Origin of the sequence: Solitalea lacus, assembly GCF_022014595.1 — a bacterium.
Classification (GTDB): Bacteria; Bacteroidota; Bacteroidia; order Sphingobacteriales; family Sphingobacteriaceae; genus Solitalea; species Solitalea lacus.
In genome coordinates this window covers 551,035-567,005 of record NZ_CP091740.1, presented here as the reverse complement: position 1 = coordinate 567,005, position 15,971 = coordinate 551,035, and the positions used below count along the sequence as shown (strand labels likewise).

The window sequence follows — 15,971 nt, the reverse complement described above, 5'->3', positions numbered from 1 at the left end:
AGGCAGGCCTATCTGCATATGTCTTTCACCTCATAAAAATTTATGGCAAATAAAGTAAGAGTTCGTTTTGCGCCAAGTCCAACAGGAGGCTTGCACCTAGGCGGAGTGCGCACGGTTTTGTTTAATTATTTATTCGCCAAACATCATGGTGGCGATTTCATATTACGCATTGAAGACACTGACCAAACCCGTTATGTAGAGGGAGCAGAAGAATATATTGTTGAATGCTTAAAATGGTGTGGTTTGAATCCCGATGAAAGTCCTCAAGTTGGAGGCCCATTTGCACCATACCGCCAAAGCGAACGCAAACCTATCTATCGCCAATATGCCGAGCAATTAATAAATGCAGGCTTTGCATACTATGCCTTTGATACTACGGATGAGCTTACAGCTAAAAGGGAAACTATTCCAAATTTCCAGTATGGCCATGAATTCCGGAATCAAATGCGCAACTCACTTTCACTTTCTCCAAGTGAAGTTGCTTCTCTCATTGAGCAAGGCGTACCACATGTGATACGAATTAAAATGCCAGCAAATGAGACTGTAACTTTCAATGATATGATCAGGGGAGAAGTGAGTTTCGATACAAATTTGGTTGACGATAAAGTATTATTAAAAGCAGATGGAATGCCGACGTACCACCTTGCTGTTGTGGTTGATGATTATTTAATGAAGATATCACATGCATTTAGAGGAGAGGAGTGGTTGCCATCTGCTCCAGTGCATATTTTACTTTGGAAATATTTAGGATGGGAATCAGAAATGCCTTTATGGGCACATTTACCGTTGATTTTAAAACCTGATGGGAATGGTAAACTGAGTAAACGTGATGGTGACCGTTTAGGATTCCCCGTTTACGCCATGAACTGGACCGACCCTAAATCGGGCGATTTGACTAAAGGTTTTAGAGAGTTGGGTTTCCTTCCTGAAGCATTTATCAACCTTTTGGTAATGCTTGGTTGGAATGATGGCACAGACCAAGAGCTTTTCTCATTAAATGAAATGATTGAGAAATTCTCCATTGAACGCGTTGCAAAAGCCGGCGCTAAATTCGACTTTGAAAAAGCCAAATGGTTCAATGCTGAGTGGATTAAGAAAGCCGATACAACGGAATTAAGACCTTATTTTCAACAAATATTAAATTCCAATGGAGTCCCTGTTACCAATGTTGATTACCTGGATAAAGTAACTGCACTTGTAAAAGACCGTTGCGTGTTATTGCCCGATTTTTGGCAGCAGGCCTCTTTCTTCTTCCGTCGCCCGCATACTTTAGAATTGGACGGCATTAAACCTAAATGGACTGATGAAAAAACAGGGTTCTTCAACTCGTTAATTACAGTTTTTGCGCAGGCTCCATCATGGAACGCAACCGATTTAGAAAACGATTTTAAAGCCTTAGGAACTGAAAAAGGTCTGAAAATTGGTGAGATTATGCTTCCATTGCGCATTATGCTTGTTGGAGGAAAGTTTGGCCCGGCAGTTTTTGATATTGCCGAATTGATTGGAAAGGAAGAAACCATTGAGCGTATTAATTTGGCGCTTGCACAAATTAATAACTAACGTACTCAATCTATACGAAAAAGAGGTCCCTGAAAGTTTATACTTTCGGGGATTTCTTTTTTCACTTGGCTTAATTTCATTTCGAGAACTTGTAATTGACCAGCTTAATTCCTTTCTTACACTAACTTTGATTCCATGAACATAAAACTTAACTCTTTATTTCTTACGATTTCAATACTCTTTGCAGTTACCTCCTGTTCTCCAAATCCGTTTGCAGCTAGTGAAAAAACGTATAAACAAAAACTGAAAACATATATTAAAACCTTAAAACAAATGGAACCAACAGCATTGGACTCTGTTGCTTCATCAGACTGGGTGGCCACGGTAAACTTCAATATGCGCAAGCCTAACTTTGTTATTTTACACCATACAGCACAAGATTCATTAAAACAGACTTTAAAAACCTTTACACTAACCAAAACGCAGGTTAGTGCACACTATGTAGTTGGCAGGAATGGGAAAGTGGTACACATGCTTAATGACTACCTTCGTGCATGGCATGCTGGCAATTCAAAATGGGGAACCTGTACGGACATCAATTCTAACTCTATTGGCATTGAACTGGATAATAATGGTAAAGAGGCATTTACCGATGCCCAAATTAATAGTTTACTGTTTTTATTGGGCAAGCTGAAAAAAGATTATAACATTCCGGCTACCAACTTTATTGGACATGCAGATATCGCCCCTACTCGTAAACCAGATCCAAGCGAACTATTTCCTTGGAAAAAATTAGCAGATAAAGGTTATGGCCTATGGTACAGCACTCCGCTTGATACCGTTCCTTGTAACTTTAATGCTCAAGAGGCTTTAAGAATCATTGGTTATGATACCCGCGATTTAAATGCGGCTATTATTGCGTTTAAGCGACACTTTATACAAACCGATTTAAGTCCTGCACTTACCGATTCGACCAAAATGATCTTGAATAATTTGTATAAGCAGTACCAATAGTACAAAAGCTTTAACTATTACAAATGCACAAAAAACAGGCCGTCTAAAAGCCAGTCTGTTTTTTGTGCATTTTTTTTATATCTCTTTATCTCAAACTGACAGAAACAAGAGATCTTTCCATTGCCTCATTTGTCACATTTTAGCTACCAAACAGCACAACCGAAGATATACGCAATACTCGAGCTCCTTTGCCGTTTATTTTTTTGAATTTTCTACAATGAATAAAATTTTCTAATGTTATGCATTTTCAAAAATCACAGCATTATTACATCAACTTAACATTTAAATAATGAAGAGGTTGGATATTTGTAATGTTCAAAAAAGGAAAAAACTTTTCTTCATATACATTGGATTGGATGACCGGCCGGCTGGGAAGTAGGCCGGTTTTTTTATGTTCATTTTTATCTGCACAAGCAATTAACCCAGTTGGCCTCAACTGCACATTAACCATGATTTAGGTCATGAAAATATTAGTAAAAACTTAGCCTATTTGCGTAATAATAAATAATTGAAAGTTATATGCGTAAGTTTTTACTTTTATTCTTTGTAGTATTTTCAATAGGCTCTACAAAAGCAATTGCACAACAATCAACCTATAAGCTGGCTGAAAAGGAAAGCAAAATTTTTATCCATGGTACTTCAAGTGTTCACGATTGGACAGCCCTGTGTGATCAACGTTTGGGTTCGGTTTCTTTGACAATAGAAAAAAACCGTCTTAAGTCTTTGCAAACATTTAGCTTGAGTATAAAAGCTAAATCTATTCGTAGCATCGACGAAAAAGGGGCCTATTATGATGATGTAATGGACGGAAGGATTTGGAAAGCACTTGAAATAGATAAATTCAGCGATATTACCATCAGTCTTAAACAAATAAAAGCAATAAAACCTGTCGCTGATAAAGCAGAAGTTGATGTTATTGCTTTAGTAACTATTCACGGGGTAAAGAAAGAAGTACCTGTAAAAATAGTGGTTGAGACAATTGGATCATCTATAAAAGTTAGTGGTAAAAAGCAGATTAAAATGCTTGATTATGGCGTACAACCACCAACGATTCTACTCGAATTCTTAAAAACGGGGAATGAAATAATAATTGATTTTGAACTGTTTTTTAAATAATACTTGCAAAAGCTATTGTTAAAGATGGAGGGGAATGATTTCCCCTTTATCTTTTAAATTTTAATACAATTGAACAAGCCCGCCATAGAGATATCAAGCGTATAACAAATTAATCGAAGTGTTTTTACTGAAAGATGCTGTTTGCCGGTTTCAACGCGGGCAATATTAATACCTGTGAGGTCATAAAAATCTTTCTGACTAAGTTGTTTCATCTCTCTTGCTCTTTTTATTTCCAGCGCAATCCGAAGCCTGAATTTGGCATCGGTATTTTCCAAATAATCAAAATTAGTGTTGAGCATAAGAGATAGTTGGGATTTAGCATCCAAATTATGCTTATCGCAGTTATAATACAAATTATGTTTAAACTTCAAATAACCAACAAGCTAATTATCAATATCTTAAAAATAAATACCGACTTTTTTGTCAGTTTGTAAAAATATTTTCCCAATCACCATTATAACTCCATAGATTTGATCTAGATTGATTTTTGAATAATTAAGTTACAATCTTCCCCCCATCTGCTTATAACAACATAGACAATTAAACAGTATCTCAAGAGGTTGTCGTTCCTTACAACCTCTTTTTTCATCAAGATAATCTTTACGTTTTAATGTGAAAGAAAAAGAGATTAATAAATCAACTTATAACCTCTTCCATGTACGTTGATAATCTCAATAGAATCATCAGACTTCAGCAACTTTCTGAGTTTGCTAATATAAACGTCCATACTACGTGCATTGAAATAATTATCACTTCCCCAAATTGAAACCAGGGCTTGTTCACGGCTGAGCACATCGTTTTTATGCTTACATAGTAAATGCAGCAACTCTGACTCCTTTGCTGATAGTTTCAGCGCCTGGTATCCATTATGGATTTCCTGAGTAACAGGGTCAAATAACATTGAGCCAACTTTATATTGCTCAGGAAGTTTTTCTTCTTCGGATTGAAGATTACTGCGCTTGAGAAGGGCATTAATGCGGAGAAGTAATTCTTCAATGCGAAATGGCTTGGTTATATAATCGTCACCACCAATGTTAAACCCCTGAATTTTATCCTCTAACATTGATTTGGCAGTAGCAAAAATAATAGGCACACGATCATTTAATTCCCTTATCTCTTTACCTAAAGTGAAGCCGTCCTTTTTAGGCATCATTACATCCAAAATACAGACGTCATAATGGTTAAATTTTTGAAATGTTTCCAATGCTTGTTCCCCATCAACACACAGGGTTACATTATAACCTCCTTTTAATTGAAGGTACTCTTGCAAAATCATACCCAAATTTGGATCATCCTCAACTAACAATACTCTTTTGCCCATATTTTTAAAATCAAAGCTTAATTCAATGTAAAACTTAGTTCAAAAGTACTGCCCTTTTGAGGTTCACTTTTAACCGATATATTTCCTTTTAACAATTTAATTATTGAATACACATAATTTAAGCCCAAACCGAAACCCTTCACATTGTGCAAATTTCCTGTATGAGCCCGGTAAAATTGATCGAACACGCGACTTTGTTGCTCACGTGTCATGCCTATTCCATTGTCTGTAACTCTAATGAGCAATAAGTCACCTAAATTTTGAGTAGCAATAATAATTTTAGGATCCACTGCTGAATATTTAAGGGCATTGTCCAGCAAATTAAAAATCACATTATTAAGGTGTAATTCATCTCCCAAAATAACAGATTCAGTTGCTTGAAAATCGAAATTTATTTGTGCATTTCGTCTTCTAAATTGAAGATCCATGCTATCCGCCACCGCTGAAATGAGATCATGCATCACAACAGGTTTCCTATCTAGCCTTAGATCACTTTTTTCCAAACGGGCAAGACTCAACACCCGCTCAACATAACTACTCAATCGAAGGTTCTCATCATAAATAATACCTGCGTATCTGCTTACCATAGTTTTATCGGCAGCCATTTGTTCATCCCGCAAAGCTTCACTTGCCAACATAATAGTAGCAACCGGAGTTTTAAACTCATGGGTCATATTGTTAATAAAATCGCTTTTCATTTCAGAAAGCTTCTTTTGCCTCAACAACGCAGCTATTGTTACTCCAAAGCAGGCCATAATTACTAAAACAATTAATGAAGAAGCGATGATTATTACTCCCATTTTTTCCATAATAAAATCAGCCTTATCAGGGAACACTACAGTTAATATCCCAGCATTATGCAACACATCCTGTGGGAATAATGTAGTTTGAAAACAATTGTCTTTGCCTTGCAATGTATTCTGTTTAGTTGAAACTGTTTTATAGACAACCTTACTACTATCATTCGTTAATGAAAACTGAAAATCAAGATCAACTCCTGCTTGTTTAAACCCATTTTTTAACAATGAATCAATCTCATGAGGCTTAACTCTGTCCAACAAGGAGCGCTTTTGCACATCAGCCTCTGCAGCAATTCTCTCAAAAACCTCAATCCTTTTTTTAAACCTTGAAACTGAATCAATCCAGGCTCTTACTAATTTATCTTTTTCAACATCTTCTGGTTCATCAACTGTGGAAATTCGTTGTTCAATTCTTAGTTCATGTTGATTTCGAAAATTAGGAGGCATTGGAGGGTGTGGCGGAATATTTTGACTATGAAAAAGGATAATACTGGTATCAATCTTTCCCTCTGGACCAACCCTAACAATTACACGACGCTGTTTATCCGTTAAGACCTTAAACTTTGAGGCAGCGTTTCTCCATCTTTTCGGGTGAGTATAAATCATTTCATCACCTTGTGGTGTAAAAACCATTACCCTTGGGCTATTGAATAAAGAGTCCTTTCTCACCCACTCAGCAGGTTCCGGTGCAAATGATCTAACTATCTTTACCTCTTCAACACTCTTATGATGTTTTATTCTTTTATGCTTCTTTTCTTTGGGAGGAGGAGGAGGCAACTTTAATGCAGAGTCTTTCTCAATCTTTATAATTGGATTTATCCTGGTTTTTATAATTTGAAGAACTTCACCTTTTTCAAGTTTTGCTGCTACCGTTTGTAAAACCGTATTTACTGACTGATCAAACAACTGGGATTTAAGCCGGTAGGAATCATACAAGAAATAACCTTGCATGCACAAAAGCCCTACTAACCCCAAGCCAATGGCAATTACTGTAAATACAAACCCTTTCTTTTTCATAAGAGACTTTATTGATAACACAAAACTAATCAGCAAATTACAGCTACAATAACATTTAACACTTTTTAACATCGCTTTAACAAATTTTCACCATTCACCACCTTACATTTGACAAATAGACACTTACAAAGCGATGAGAAAGACATTATTAATTGCAAGCTTGGCCGCCATCAGCATTGCTGCTTACGCTCAGGAAAAGGAACCCAAGAAAAATGTAGTTTATCGAAAAATTGAAATTAAAGGAAACGACACGATTGTTGACGTAACTAAGAAATATGATCAATTAACCGAAGCAGAACGTAAAGAACTGGATAAGCTTAAAGAATTCGAATTTGGCCCTAACCACCAAAGAATTAAAGTTGTAAAAAAACTGGATAGTGCTAAAATTGCGCAACTTAAAAAAGAAGGCAAATACATTGAAAAAAGTGACACAGAAGTCATCATTTTAAATGATGGTGATCATGGAGTTGTTTCTTGGGCGCCCAAAGGAAAAACCTTTGAAAGAAAACTCTCAACTACTGATAGTGCTGGACGTAAAAAAGTAATTGTGATGCACATAGATGGAGACAGGGAGATTGATGAAGAGGTAATCATTACAAGGCACCCTCCCTTGCCACCACCTCCAGGTGAGCATAGAATGATGTTCCGTAAACGTCTTTCTCCTGATTATAACCTAAATTTCTTATTACCGGCAAAGGGTTCAATACAAGTTCTGGTTAAAGATGAAGATGGAAAAGAGATTCATAAGGAAACTGTACCTAATTTCAATGGCAATTACAATAAAACTATTGAGTTAAAGCCCGGCAAATACACTTTGAGTGTAAGTCAGAAAGGCAAACAGCTACTTAGCTACGCATTCGAAAAGTAACTTCTCTTCGTATAATAATAATGAAAGCCATTCCTGAGTAGTCGGAATGGCTTTTTATTTCTTGGTTAATGTTTTTGTTAGTTAGAATGGAAGATCGTCAGCTTCACCCGCGTCACTTGACAAATCAGGAGGAACAAATGATGGCATCTCATCAACCGGAGCCCCGGCAGCTGCACCAGTTAAAATGTTTACTCTCCAAATTTGAAGTGTATTAAAATAATCGGTCTTACCAGTTTTTGGATTGTTCCAGGCGCGACCTTTTAAGTTGAACGACACTTCCACCATATCACCCACTTTACATTTATCCATTAACGAAACTCTGTCTTGAATGGCTTCGAACTTAATAAACTCAGGATATGAAGGATTTTCCGCGTACTCAATAACTAATTCACGCTTACGAAATGAGGCTGTAACCTCCATCACCTCTGAAATTTCGTGTATTTTACCTTTAATGTCCATAATATTGACGAATTTAGCCTGCAAATTTAACAATCAATTCCTTTTAACAGATGTCTGTTTTCAACAAACCTGAAAAAATAATCATTACTTGTCCTAAACACCTGGCAACATACCTTCGTAGGGAGGTTTTATACCTTGGCTTTGAGATTAGAGACGAAGGGGCAACCTTTATAGAAACTATTGGCACATTAACCGACTGCATAAACCTAAATCTGAATATCCGAACGGGCAACAACGTATTGTATGAACTAAATAGTTTCAGAGCGATGGATGCCGACAAATTATACGATGAGTTAATAAAAATGCCTTGGGAAGCCTGGCTGGATGAAAATGGTTATGTATCGGTTACCTGCAATGTGAACAATCCGTTCATTGACAATACCATGTTTGCCAACGTCAGAGTAAAAGATGCCATTGTTGACCGCTTGACGCAAAAACGTGGTCGTCGCCCAGATTCAGGACCGAAGCGAGACAAGGCTGTCATCCACCTGCACTGGCAAGAGGATCGGGCTTCTGTTTATATTGACACTTCAGGCGAAACGCTTTCAAAACACGGCTACCGTAAACATCCGGGCTTGGCTCCTATGCAGGAAAATCTGGCAGCAGCTGTAATTATGGCAACTGGATGGAATGGCGAAGGTCATTTAATTAACCCAATGTGCGGCAGTGGCACTATGGCGATTGAGGCTGCACTTATTGCATTGAAACGTCCGGTAGGACTGTTCCATGATAATTTTGGTTTTATGCATATTAAGGGCTTTGATGAAAGTGTTTATATAGCTGCACGTCGAAAGGCTCGTGAATTGTCAAGAAAGCTCATTCCGGGAAAAATTATTGCAACCGACTTAAATCCGAAAGCTGTGGAGCTTGCCCGGAAGAACGCCATAACTGCCGGTGTTGAACAATATATTGACTTTGCAGTATGTGATTTCCGTGAAACAGAAGTTCCGGATGGTGGCGGAGTGATAATTTTCAACCCTGAATATGGCGAACGTCTTGGTGATTTTGATGAGCTTGTTGAAATCTACAAAGGTATTGGCGACTTTATGAAGCAAAAATGCAAAGGCTATAACGGATATATCTTTACGGGTAGCCCTAACTTGGCAAAAAAGGTAGGATTGAAAGCTTCACGTAAAATAGAGTTTTATAACTCGAAACTAGAATGTCGATTATTAGAATACGAATTGTACGATGGAACAAAGCGGACAGATGCACGTCCAACTAAAAACTAATTCAGTATGTGGGATCTCCACGCCATATTCAATCAGGTTAAGCCACTACTAAAGGCATATGAATCACCATTTATCGCCCGCTCAAATTATGAGTCGAGATATGAACTATAGTACTGATGTGGAGGCAAAGGATTTCCTTAAACCTAAACTATTGAAAGGAAAACCCTGTTTTCATTTAAAAAAAGAATCAGACAATGAGCTTCTGGCACAAATTGAAGAAGTTCTCGATAAAGGATTTGCATTGTACAAGACCAAGGGCTGGATATAATAATGAACTCATTTACATTTCAACAGATTGGCATTATTCATTCTCCTTTCAAATCGAAGTTCGGAATTCCACGACAGCCAGGGCTATCTCCTTCATCGGTCGCCGTTTTGGAACTATTCCCTCCCTACAATCAACCTGAAACAGTTGAAGGACTAGCAGATTTTTCACATGTGTGGATCGTTTTCGCTTTTCATGCCACTGCCGAACGTGGATGGACACCAACTGTACGTCCTCCTCGCCTGGGCGGAAATGAACGGATAGGAGTGTTTGCTACACGATCTACACATCGCCCCAACCCTATAGGCCTTTCAGTTGCCGAACTGGAACGAGTTGAATTTGACAACGAAAAAGTTCTGATTCACTTGAGAAATATTGACCTGATGGATAGAACCCCGGTTCTAGACATTAAACCGTACATACCTTACTCTGATGCCATTCCAAATGCTTTTGGAGCTTACGCCAGCAACGCGCCACAGCCGAAACTTACCGTTTTTTTTGAGCCAGAGACCGAAATGCAACTAAAAACAACACCAGAGTTGCGACAATTAATTATTGAGGTAATTAGCCTGGATCCCCGACCGGCATATAAAGAAGGAAGAACCGACGACAAAATCTATGGTATGGCGATAGGAGAGGTGGATGTTAAATTCAAAATAAACCAATATGTGGCAACTGTAGTGGCAATTAACAATCAATAAAGCCGGCAGAAAAATATCTTTTGAGTAGCTTGCCTTGATTTATAATGTCTAGGCAAACCTGATTTATTCTTCTTCAAAAATTTCTATCACTCTTCCTATTTGCCCATCTTCCAAACGTACCTTAATCCCACGATGATGGAAGGGAGCCTTTGTAAGCAAATCTTTTACAAATCCACGGGTTCTAATGCCGGTTCGTTGGTCTTTTTTTAAAATAATATCTACTTCCAATCCCGGGTAAATATTGTTTCTTGTTTTTCCGTCCATCTTTAAACTTATTGAGTCCAAAGATAAACATTGATGAAAACATCAATAGTTAAAAAACACAAAAGGCTCCCAAAATGGAAGCCCATTAAAACATACCTATATCAAATATTTTTCTCTTAAACAGCTTATATTAAAACTGATAATAAAAACTCAAATTGAGGAATGAGTTAGTTTTCGTTGAAGTCAGTTCAGGTTGTTTACCCAATACTGAAAGCTGATAAGCTGCCTCAAAAATATAATGAGAGCGGTTATAAGCTAAGGGAAGTTTTAAATTGTATGACATCAAATCAAAATTACTCGAGAACTCCTTTACAGTTTCATCTTGAAATCCACCAGGCAGTATATTTCCAAACAGTCCCTTATTCTTTTTAACAACATATTCATTATAGTAATGCCTTGATCCTCCCACTATTTCAACTCCAGGGCTTAAGGTTATTATATCTCTATCAGAAAAACTTCCCAAGCTAATCTGTTTTGAAACCCCAAAAGTTGCGAAAATATCTTCCTGATCCCCAAAAGCATAATCAACACTCAACCCAGTGCTTAACCACCATGCATAAGTCAATGATGCACTTGCAATGTTATTGTTTGCAGCCTGAAGCATTGGAGACGTAGATGGATAAAATGTGTGTTGGTAATTCAAGTCTGCAGTAACGTTTTTACCAAGATTAAGTTCAAAACCTGCGCCTAAGGCTGTTGCTGAAACAGTAGAACTCTCCTGAGTATTCAACAACTTATAGGCACTTGCCGAAAAATATAATCCAGCTGGAAAGCGTAAGGTTCCATTAGTTAATACATAGGGAAGCCTGCTTTCGCTGGTTTGCCCATAATAATTTGAGTTTGTACTATAAATTGCTGCGAGTGTAAAAGTGGTTTTTGTACTGTCACTTTGAGCAAAGCATTTTAGAGCCGAGAAACAACACAATAAGCTTATGTATAAATATTTCATTTAAAATTTCAGTGGTTTAGTTTACAGTTAAAATTTAATATGGCAAATAGCTTTATTACGCTGAATGTATATTAAAGCAAAAAGTTAAGAGGCTGTCCCAAAATCAATTTTTGTATCAGCCTCTTCAATTGATATTAGTGATTACTTAATACCTAAACCTGCGCCAATGCGTTGCTTAACTTTAATAGTCGGACGAATAGGCTTAACCACTGCGGCCCCTTTTACATGAGTGTTTGCAGCAGCCCCTTTATTTAATGTTGCATCTGCACTTGCCTTGGTATTTTCTTTGACAATAGTAGCTGTTTCCTTACTCTTTTCTTTTTCCTTATTAGATACATCTACCTTAACTCCAGCTTTTACTTCACTAGTTTCTGACTGGGAGTTAGATGAAGCTACTTCACTAACAATAGCACCCTTTGTTGAAGTTTCTGTTTTGGTTGCTGAATGAGCAGTAACACTTACAGTTGCACCATGATTATCTTTAGTATTTTCATCTAATTTAGCTTTTGCAGCATCTTTAATTACAACTGCTGCTTCTTTTGAGGTTTCTGCCTCTGCTTTTGCAGTTTTCTTCAACTCTTCTTTCTCAGCTTTTAATTGTGCTTTTTTCTTTTCTGCAGATTCCTTAAGCTCAGCGTTAACAGTTGATTCTGCCTTTACGTCAGTACTGGTTTGAGATTTTGCAGAAGCATTACTTGTACCGTTTGTTTTAATCTCATTAGAAGATTTAGCAGTTGCATTTACTGAGGTGTTTTGTTTAGTCTGTGCAAATGTTGCTGTTGATAGTAATAATATCGAAGCTAGTAATCCTGTAGTTTTCATATTCTCGTTTTGTTAGTTTTTATACAGCCAAAACTCTAAACTGAATATGAAATGCAAATGAAAATGCATTTTAAAGTAAAAAATTATTACCAATCTTCAACACCCCATATTTCTTAAACCTTTCATGATTCACTAATTTTTTTAAAGTCCTTATGGAATTGTTTTACAAGCCGCATCATAAAGTAAAATTTAATTGCCATGAAAACACTCTTCCATTTATTCACACTGGCAGCACTTTTTGCCTTCACAAACTGCAGCCAGCAGAAAGTTCTGCAAGGCCAAGTAAAATCAGCTGAAACCGGGGCTCATTTAAAAAACGCTGAAATTATACTTAAAGGCACTAAACTAACCTCACATACCAATTTCCGGGGTCGGTTTAACCTTAAATTGAATGACAGCGCTAACGTAATAATCGTTAAGGCTAAGGGCTTCGAACCAAAAGAAATAAAACTAACCGACAATGAGCCTATTGAAGTAATGGTGGTTCCTGAAGGGCATACTCTTTATGAAGTTATTGTTCCTATGAAAGAGAGCATGCTAAAGGAAGAAGATAAAACCATGATTAGGGCTTCAGCACCGGTTAATGATAGTAAAGTATATTATAAACATACACAAGGAATAACTTTGCCAGCTCAGCCTCCGACTCAAGCTCAGCCAAAGTATAATACGGAAGATTATTCTCCTCTGAATGAGAATGGCTTCAAGTTGGTTACTCAAAACCCACTTTCAACATTTTCCATTGACGTTGACAATGCCTCTTACTCCAATATACGCAGGTTTATAAATCAAGGCTCCTTACCTCCGGTTGATGCAGTTCGAATTGAGGAAATGATTAATTACTTCGACTACAATTATGATCAACCAACAAGCATGGCCCCAGTAGCTATTCACACCGAAATGGCTACCTGTCCCTGGAACTCACAACACCAATTAGCACGGATTGGCATACAGGCCCGCAAAGTCCCTATCGATAATTTACCTGCATCAAACCTGGTTTTTTTAATTGATGTTTCAGGCTCAATGGATCAAGAAAACAAACTACCCTTGGTTAAATCCGCCTTTAAACTGTTAGTAGATAAACTCAGATCTCAAGATCGGGTGTCAATAGTAGTTTACGCTGGAGCGGCGGGGGTAGTTCTTCCTTCAACCGAGGGCAATGAAAAAACTAAAATCAAAAATGCACTTAACCAGTTAGAAGCTGGTGGTTCTACGGCTGGTGGCGAAGGCATCAAGCTTGCTTATAACATTGCCCGACAAAACTTCATTGCAAAAGGCAATAACAGGGTGATATTAGCAACCGACGGCGATTTCAACGTGGGAGTCTCAAGCGATGGAGAGCTACAGCGTCTGATAGAAGAAGAACGTAAGAGCGGCGTTTTTCTTTCGGTATTAGGCTTTGGAATGGGCAATTACAAAGACAACAAACTTGAACTGTTGGCCAATAAGGGCAATGGTAATTACGCCTACATCGATAATTTTAATGAAGCTAGGAGAGTTTTTGTTAACGAATTTGCTGGTACACTGTTTACCCTAGCAAAAGATGTTAAACTCCAGATTGAGTTTAATCCACTAATTGTACAATCTTACCGTTTGATTGGCTATGAAAACCGGTTACTAAACGATGAAGATTTTAATAATGATAAAATTGATGCTGGCGAAATTGGTGCAGGACAAACTGTAACTGCTTTGTATGAAATTATTCCTCAAGGAGTAAAGAGCGACTTTTTGCCAGTCATCGACAAACTAAAGTACCAGTCAGAAAAACCTGCTGCACCAATAAACAAAGCTGAACTACTCACAGTGAAACTAAGATACAAAGAGCCTAATGGCGATAACAGCAAACTCATTAGCAATATTCTGCAAAATAAGAGCATTCCAATTGGAGAAAGCAGCAATGAATTAAGATTTGCAGCAGCTGTTGCTGAGTTCGGCATGCTCCTAAGAAAATCTCCATATAAAAATAACGCTAACTACGACCAGCTAATTCAATTGGCGTCCACAGCTCTTAAAAATGACAATGAAGGCTACAAGCACGAGTTTTTACGATTAGTTAAAACAGCTAGAGAATTAACTCTTACCAACGACAAAGCAGTAGTTAACCTAGATCATTAAACCTGAATTATGCAATAGATTATTAAAGTAATCGATAAGTGTCTTTATATTAGTCACCCAAAGCGATTTACAACTTCACCCTGATGGTTAATTTGCCCATAGAGTATTCAGACAAACCCGTAACCCCATTTGGCGGGATGAGTTTACTAAAGCGCATGCTTGATAAGACCCAGATTTATGAACAGCTTAATAAACTGGCACTGCCTGTTGCAGGCTCCAATCGGGGATATTTACCATCGGATATTGTTCGGTCCTTTTGGTTAGGTATTTGGACGGGGGCCAGTCGTTACATTCATTGCGACTGGGTAAGATACGATACGGTTCTTCAAGACATTTTCGGTCTGAAGCAGATGCCTTCTCAGAGCACCTATAGTCGATTTTTCAATAAATTCAATCAAGCCAAAAATACAGAAGTCTTCCCTGCCCTGCAGCAGTGGTTCATGGAGCAGCTGGAAATCAACACAATTACGGTTGATTTTGACAGTACCGTTATTACCCGGTATGGAGAACAGGAAGGCAGTGCCGTAGGTTATAATCCCAATAAAAAGGGCAGGAACTCCCATCATCCTCTGATGGCTTTTATCAGCCAAACCAGAATGGTGGCCAATGCCTGGTTGCGACCCGGAAATACCGCGGCCAGTTCTAATTGCGTAGCATTTATGCAGGAAACCTTTGATTGTTGTCTGCAGGGGAAGAAAGTGGGTTTGGTTCGTGGAGATAGTGGCTTCTATACCGAAGAAATCCTTGATTACCTTGAGCAAAAGCGGCTAAACTACGTGGTAGCCGTCAGAATGTATCCCAATATAAAAAGCGAAGTACTCTGCCGGAGCGCATGGATTACCCTTAGCAAAGGAATAGAGTTGAGTGAAATGACTTTCAGCCATTCACAAGGTAAGCCAAGGCGGTATATTATTGTCAAAAAACGGGTAGAGGATCGGCCTAATTGCACAGGTAAACTTCTTTTTGAGGATATGCCAGGGTATCGGTTTAGTTGCTATGTGACCAATTTGGATTTACCTCTTGACCAGGTATGGAACATTTATAATTCAAGGGCCGATTGCGAGAATCGGATTAAAGAGCTCAAACAAGATTTTGGTCTGGAAAACTTCTGCATGCAAAACTTTTGGGCAACAGAAGCCTCCTTCCGGTTCATCATGGTAGCCTATAACCTGATTAGTCTTTTTAGACACTTTGCTTTAAATGAACACAATAAAGCTACCCACCAAACACTAAAATCCTATTGCTTTGCATTAGGAGCCTGGACTGCAACTCATGCCAACAGAAAAGTGCTAAAAATCTCATTGCCCCTCAAAAAGCGGCAATGGATGGATGGATTATTTGCTAAAATTGACCTGCTGGATGGTAAGTTCTCCTATTCTAATGCATAATTCAGGTTAAAATTGACAAGAAATAACTGCAGAATGAATATAAAAATGATGGTTAAACAACTTGGAGCCCATCCACCTCCCCATGTGGGTAATGTCCTCCACCCCTCGGATTGCTTGCTAGGACAAACGAAACGACGATAATT

16 protein-coding genes are annotated in these 15,971 nt (G+C 38.0%); 9 read left to right on the top strand and 7 right to left on the bottom strand.

Annotated elements, in window-relative coordinates:
* The first annotated feature begins 42 nt into the window (after positions 1-42).
* From gltX to L2B55_RS02375, 3 genes are all read left to right on the top strand, one after another.
* On the top strand, positions 43-1,560 hold the full coding sequence (gltX, locus tag L2B55_RS02385; protein WP_237848694.1) for a glutamate--tRNA ligase: 1,518 nt from the start codon (positions 43-45) through the stop codon (positions 1,558-1,560).
* Between the two features lie 135 nt (positions 1,561-1,695).
* A complete protein-coding gene (locus tag L2B55_RS02380; RefSeq protein ID WP_237848693.1) occupies positions 1,696-2,514 on the top strand; it encodes an N-acetylmuramoyl-L-alanine amidase in 819 nt (272 codons plus the stop codon).
* 519 nt (positions 2,515-3,033) lie between these two features.
* Positions 3,034-3,630 carry a YceI family protein gene (locus L2B55_RS02375; RefSeq protein ID WP_237848692.1) on the top strand — a complete coding sequence of 199 codons (597 nt, stop codon included), beginning with the start codon at positions 3,034-3,036 and terminating at the stop codon, positions 3,628-3,630.
* A 53-nt stretch (positions 3,631-3,683) separates the two neighbouring features.
* Here L2B55_RS02375 and L2B55_RS02370 read toward each other — a convergent pair whose 3' ends face one another.
* The 3 genes from L2B55_RS02370 to L2B55_RS02360 all read right to left on the bottom strand — a co-directional run bounded on the left by L2B55_RS02370 (position 3,684) and on the right by L2B55_RS02360 (position 6,768).
* Positions 3,684-3,929 (bottom strand): helix-turn-helix domain-containing protein, encoded by a 246-nt coding sequence (locus L2B55_RS02370; protein ID WP_237848691.1) that lies wholly within the window; start codon positions 3,927-3,929, stop codon positions 3,684-3,686.
* Between the two features lie 329 nt (positions 3,930-4,258).
* Positions 4,259-4,951 carry a response regulator transcription factor gene (locus L2B55_RS02365; RefSeq protein WP_237848690.1) on the bottom strand — a complete coding sequence of 231 codons (693 nt, stop codon included), beginning with the start codon at positions 4,949-4,951 and terminating at the stop codon, positions 4,259-4,261.
* A 17-nt stretch (positions 4,952-4,968) separates the two neighbouring features.
* The gene (locus tag L2B55_RS02360) at positions 4,969-6,768 is read right to left on the bottom strand and encodes a sensor histidine kinase (protein WP_237848689.1); all 1,800 of its coding nucleotides are present in this window, start codon (positions 6,766-6,768) and stop codon (positions 4,969-4,971) included.
* Between the two features lie 133 nt (positions 6,769-6,901).
* On the opposite strand from L2B55_RS02360, the gene L2B55_RS02355 reads away from it, so the two are divergent.
* The gene (locus L2B55_RS02355) at positions 6,902-7,636 is read left to right on the top strand and encodes a hypothetical protein (RefSeq protein ID WP_237848688.1); all 735 of its coding nucleotides are present in this window, start codon (positions 6,902-6,904) and stop codon (positions 7,634-7,636) included.
* 81 nt (positions 7,637-7,717) lie between these two features.
* Here the strand turns inward: L2B55_RS02355 and L2B55_RS02350 are convergent, their stop codons facing one another.
* A complete protein-coding gene (locus L2B55_RS02350) occupies positions 7,718-8,095 on the bottom strand; it encodes a DUF3127 domain-containing protein (RefSeq protein ID WP_237848687.1) in 378 nt (125 codons plus the stop codon).
* A 50-nt stretch (positions 8,096-8,145) separates the two neighbouring features.
* Here L2B55_RS02350 and L2B55_RS02345 point away from each other — a divergent pair, with 50 nt between their 5' ends.
* The 3 genes from L2B55_RS02345 to tsaA are packed head-to-tail and all read left to right on the top strand — an operon-like array spanning position 8,146 to position 10,293.
* Positions 8,146-9,327, top strand: coding sequence for a THUMP domain-containing class I SAM-dependent RNA methyltransferase (locus tag L2B55_RS02345; RefSeq protein WP_237848686.1), 1,182 nt, complete (start codon positions 8,146-8,148; stop codon positions 9,325-9,327).
* A 58-nt stretch (positions 9,328-9,385) separates the two neighbouring features.
* Positions 9,386-9,595, top strand: coding sequence for a hypothetical protein (locus tag L2B55_RS02340; RefSeq protein WP_237848685.1), 210 nt, complete (start codon positions 9,386-9,388; stop codon positions 9,593-9,595).
* A 2-nt stretch (positions 9,596-9,597) separates the two neighbouring features.
* The gene (gene tsaA, locus L2B55_RS02335) at positions 9,598-10,293 is read left to right on the top strand and encodes a tRNA (N6-threonylcarbamoyladenosine(37)-N6)-methyltransferase TrmO (protein ID WP_237848684.1); all 696 of its coding nucleotides are present in this window, start codon (positions 9,598-9,600) and stop codon (positions 10,291-10,293) included.
* 63 nt (positions 10,294-10,356) lie between these two features.
* Here tsaA and L2B55_RS02330 read toward each other — a convergent pair whose 3' ends face one another.
* The 3 genes from L2B55_RS02330 to L2B55_RS02320 all read right to left on the bottom strand — a co-directional run bounded on the left by L2B55_RS02330 (position 10,357) and on the right by L2B55_RS02320 (position 12,328).
* A complete protein-coding gene (locus tag L2B55_RS02330) occupies positions 10,357-10,557 on the bottom strand; it encodes a YwbE family protein (RefSeq protein WP_237848683.1) in 201 nt (66 codons plus the stop codon).
* A gap of 130 nt (positions 10,558-10,687) precedes the next feature.
* Positions 10,688-11,506, bottom strand: coding sequence for a hypothetical protein (locus L2B55_RS02325; RefSeq protein WP_237848682.1), 819 nt, complete (start codon positions 11,504-11,506; stop codon positions 10,688-10,690).
* A 141-nt stretch (positions 11,507-11,647) separates the two neighbouring features.
* Positions 11,648-12,328 (bottom strand): hypothetical protein, encoded by a 681-nt coding sequence (locus L2B55_RS02320; RefSeq protein WP_237848681.1) that lies wholly within the window; start codon positions 12,326-12,328, stop codon positions 11,648-11,650.
* Positions 12,329-12,526: 198 nt separating this feature from the next.
* Between L2B55_RS02320 and L2B55_RS02315 the strand changes: the two genes are divergently transcribed.
* Entirely contained in the window at positions 12,527-14,440 is a 1,914-nt protein-coding gene (locus L2B55_RS02315; protein ID WP_237848680.1) for a YfbK domain-containing protein, read from the top strand.
* Positions 14,441-14,523: 83 nt separating this feature from the next.
* Entirely contained in the window at positions 14,524-15,828 is a 1,305-nt protein-coding gene (locus tag L2B55_RS02310; RefSeq protein WP_237846691.1) for an IS1380 family transposase, read from the top strand.
* The last annotated feature ends 143 nt before the right edge of the window (positions 15,829-15,971 follow it).

Bases quoted from the DNA above. Each gene is read 5' to 3' on its own strand.
- gltX (WP_237848694.1), top strand. From the start codon at position 43: ATGGCAAATAAAGTAAGAGTTCGTTTTGCGCCAAGTCCAACAGGAGGC.
- L2B55_RS02380 (WP_237848693.1), top strand. From the start codon at position 1,696: ATGAACATAAAACTTAACTCTTTATTTCTTACGATTTCAATACTCTTT.
- L2B55_RS02375 (WP_237848692.1), top strand. From the start codon at position 3,034: ATGCGTAAGTTTTTACTTTTATTCTTTGTAGTATTTTCAATAGGCTCT.
- L2B55_RS02370 (WP_237848691.1), bottom strand. From the start codon at position 3,929: ATGCTCAACACTAATTTTGATTATTTGGAAAATACCGATGCCAAATTC.
- L2B55_RS02365 (WP_237848690.1), bottom strand. From the start codon at position 4,951: ATGGGCAAAAGAGTATTGTTAGTTGAGGATGATCCAAATTTGGGTATG.
- L2B55_RS02360 (WP_237848689.1), bottom strand. From the start codon at position 6,768: ATGAAAAAGAAAGGGTTTGTATTTACAGTAATTGCCATTGGCTTGGGG.
- L2B55_RS02355 (WP_237848688.1), top strand. From the start codon at position 6,902: ATGAGAAAGACATTATTAATTGCAAGCTTGGCCGCCATCAGCATTGCT.
- L2B55_RS02350 (WP_237848687.1), bottom strand. From the start codon at position 8,095: ATGGACATTAAAGGTAAAATACACGAAATTTCAGAGGTGATGGAGGTT.
- L2B55_RS02345 (WP_237848686.1), top strand. From the start codon at position 8,146: ATGTCTGTTTTCAACAAACCTGAAAAAATAATCATTACTTGTCCTAAA.
- L2B55_RS02340 (WP_237848685.1), top strand. From the start codon at position 9,386: ATGAATCACCATTTATCGCCCGCTCAAATTATGAGTCGAGATATGAAC.
- tsaA (WP_237848684.1), top strand. From the start codon at position 9,598: ATGAACTCATTTACATTTCAACAGATTGGCATTATTCATTCTCCTTTC.
- L2B55_RS02330 (WP_237848683.1), bottom strand. From the start codon at position 10,557: ATGGACGGAAAAACAAGAAACAATATTTACCCGGGATTGGAAGTAGAT.
- L2B55_RS02325 (WP_237848682.1), bottom strand. From the start codon at position 11,506: ATGAAATATTTATACATAAGCTTATTGTGTTGTTTCTCGGCTCTAAAA.
- L2B55_RS02320 (WP_237848681.1), bottom strand. From the start codon at position 12,328: ATGAAAACTACAGGATTACTAGCTTCGATATTATTACTATCAACAGCA.
- L2B55_RS02315 (WP_237848680.1), top strand. From the start codon at position 12,527: ATGAAAACACTCTTCCATTTATTCACACTGGCAGCACTTTTTGCCTTC.
- L2B55_RS02310 (WP_237846691.1), top strand. From the start codon at position 14,524: ATGGTTAATTTGCCCATAGAGTATTCAGACAAACCCGTAACCCCATTT.